At 42.2% G+C, this 2506-nt stretch carries 3 protein-coding genes; all 3 read left to right on the top strand.

The window, feature by feature from the left end; translation table 11 throughout:
* The first annotated feature begins 60 nt into the window (after positions 1-60).
* Positions 61-465: a hypothetical protein gene (locus HMPREF9010_RS20310; protein ID WP_008647179.1), complete on the top strand. Its 405-nt coding sequence runs from the start codon at positions 61-63 to the stop codon at positions 463-465.
* On the top strand, positions 453-803 hold the full coding sequence (tnpB, locus tag HMPREF9010_RS20315) for an IS66 family insertion sequence element accessory protein TnpB (protein WP_004296723.1): 351 nt from the start codon (positions 453-455) through the stop codon (positions 801-803). The genes HMPREF9010_RS20310 and tnpB overlap by 13 nt, the downstream gene beginning before the upstream one ends.
* An 86-nt stretch (positions 804-889) precedes the next feature.
* Entirely contained in the window at positions 890-2455 is a 1566-nt protein-coding gene (gene tnpC, locus HMPREF9010_RS20320) for an IS66 family transposase (protein ID WP_008647178.1), read from the top strand.
* Positions 2456-2506: the final 51 nt, after the last annotated feature.

Below are 2506 nucleotides of genomic sequence, written 5' to 3'. Positions count from 1 at the left end.
TTCTATCTTGTCGCCCTTTTTTCATTCTTATATTTTTGCTATGTATAAAAATGAAGCATTATGGATTTAGCAGAAAATCGATTTGGAAAAACTTGGAAACATTTCCTTGAAGTATTGAAAGTAGACTACAATTGTCCTTTAGCCGATGTTTGCCGCGATCAGCATACCACTTTTGGTGGTATGAGTTCCTGGATGTCCAGACGGGGCTATAGCGTTAAACAAGCCAAGGCAGATGTGGTCCGTGATTATTATGGCGGCGTTGAACCCTCCCAACCGACAACTTCCTCTCCTTCATTCACTCAAATAGCACCCGCCATGTTGTCGGAAGAAGAGTTTAGTCTTGCCGGGATCACAATCACCTTTAACAGTGGAACCACCATTTCGGTCAAACGGGCCACACCCGGTGGTGTTATTAAAATGTTGCGCGATTACGAAAGAAAGGAGGGAGATCCATGTATTCTCTAACATCAGCCAATCGCTACTATCTGTACCAGGGCTTTGTTCGTATGAACCTTGGCATTGACGGTTTATTCAAAATTATACGATCGGAAATGAAGGACTTGTCTCCCGTTTCCGGAGATATCTTTTTATTCTTTGGTAAAAACCGACAAAGTGTAAAAATACTGCGTTGGGATGGCGATGGCTTTCTTCTGTACTACAAGCGCCTCGAAGGTGGAAGTTTTGAGTTACCGACATTTAACCCCAATACAGGCAATTACGAGATTTCTTATCAGGTTTTGTCTTTTATCTTAAATGGAGTGTCATTAAAGTCTGTACGGTTGAGAAAACGTTTTAGGATCTAATTCAACATTCTGATTATTAGATATTTGCGCTAAAGATATCATCCGGTTTATTTGGCCAATTCGTTGATTTTTTATATCTTTATGCCATGAAAAAGGATGAGATCATAGAGTTATTGAAGGAACAAATCAAGGGATTACGAGATGACAACAACAGACTCTTGGACCAAATAGATGCTTTGATAAAGGAGGTTTCTTCCCTTAAAGAGGCACTCCTTCAAAAAGGCGAATCTCTTAGCAAGCAACAGCGCCTTACTAAGGGACTCGCCAAACTTGTATCCAACACATCCGAACAGCAACAGGCTCCCCAATCTGCCATATCCGAAGAAGAGCGGCAGAAGATAGAAGCGGAAAAAGCAGATAAGCGTAAAGCAAGAAAGAACAATGGGGCCAAACGTGACATGCATTATGAGATGGAGGAAGAAGAACATGTCGTTTATCCCGATGATCCCGATTTTAACATCAATAAGGGCCGGTTGTTTACCACTGTTCCCAGAATATGCGTCCGCTATGAATGTGTACCCATGCGCTTCATCAAGCATGTCTACAAGATACACACCTATACGCAAGAAGGTCGCCTGTTTGAGGGAAAAACACCGGCTTCGGCCTTCTTGAATTCCAGCTATGACGGTTCATTTATTGCCGGATTGATGGAATTACGTTATATACAATCGCTACCTGTTGAAAGAATCATCAACTACTTCGAGAGTCATGGCTTTACGCTGAAGAAACCTACGGCTCATAAGTTGATAGAGAAAGCCTCAAACCTCTTCGAAAATCTTTATAAGTGCATCCGGCAGACAGCTTTGAGTGATCCTTATAAGGCAGCCGATGAAACCTATTACAAAATACTCGTCCCGGAAAAGAACAGCAAGGGAAAAGGAGTCAGGAAGGGATACCTTTGGGTGGTTGTCGGCATAAACACCAGGATGATATACTTGCTCTATGATGACGGCTCCCGGTCTGAAAGAGTTATTCTTAACGAATTAGGCAGTTGCAAAGGTATCATACAAAGCGATGGTTACTCACCTTACCGGAAGCTCGAAAGCGATGCTTATCCCAATATCACACGCATCCCGTGCTTGCAACATATAAAACGGAAATTTATAGATTGCGGTGAGAAGGACCCGGATGCAAAAAGGATCGTGGAGCTGATAAACGCACTTTATCAAAACGAGCATAAGCATAAAGTTGGGGTTGAGGGATGGACGGTAGAACAGAATCTTATGCATCGAAAAAAGTATGCGCCGGACATACTCGGAGAAATAAAAGATGTGCTTGATGAAATAGAAGAACGGGGGGATTTGTTACCTAAGAGCGAACTGCAGGAAGCCATTACCTATCTTCGCAATGAGTGGAATGCAGTGGTGGACATCTTTAATTATGGTGACACTTATCTGGACAACAATATGGTTGAACGGATGAACCGGTACATATCCTTATCAAGAAAAAACTCATTGTTCTTCGGCAGCCATAAGGGGGCCGAACGAGGCGCCATACTCTATACAATAGCACTCACTTGTAGGATGCATAAAGTGAATTTATTTGAGTATCTCACGGATGTGATAAACAGAACAGCCGAATGGCAACCGAACACACCAATTGAAAAATACAGGGAACTGCTTCCTGACAGATGGGAAAAGGCTAATGACTAAAAAGGGATCATTAGCCTTTTTATTTTAATACACTATATAGAATCGCGGAGA

The sequence above is a fragment of the Bacteroides sp. 3_1_23 genome (genome assembly GCF_000162555.1).
GTDB lineage: Bacteria > Bacteroidota > Bacteroidia > Bacteroidales > Bacteroidaceae > Bacteroides > Bacteroides ovatus.
Note: the sequence above shows the minus strand (reverse complement) of the source record. Positions and strands in the feature narration are given on the sequence as shown.

Excerpts from the sequence above, each read along its gene's own strand:
- tnpC (WP_008647178.1), top strand. The coding sequence starts at position 890 with ATGAAAAAGGATGAGATCATAGAGTTATTGAAGGAACAAATCAAGGGA.
- HMPREF9010_RS20310 (WP_008647179.1), top strand. The coding sequence starts at position 61 with ATGGATTTAGCAGAAAATCGATTTGGAAAAACTTGGAAACATTTCCTT.
- tnpB (WP_004296723.1), top strand. The coding sequence starts at position 453 with ATGTATTCTCTAACATCAGCCAATCGCTACTATCTGTACCAGGGCTTT.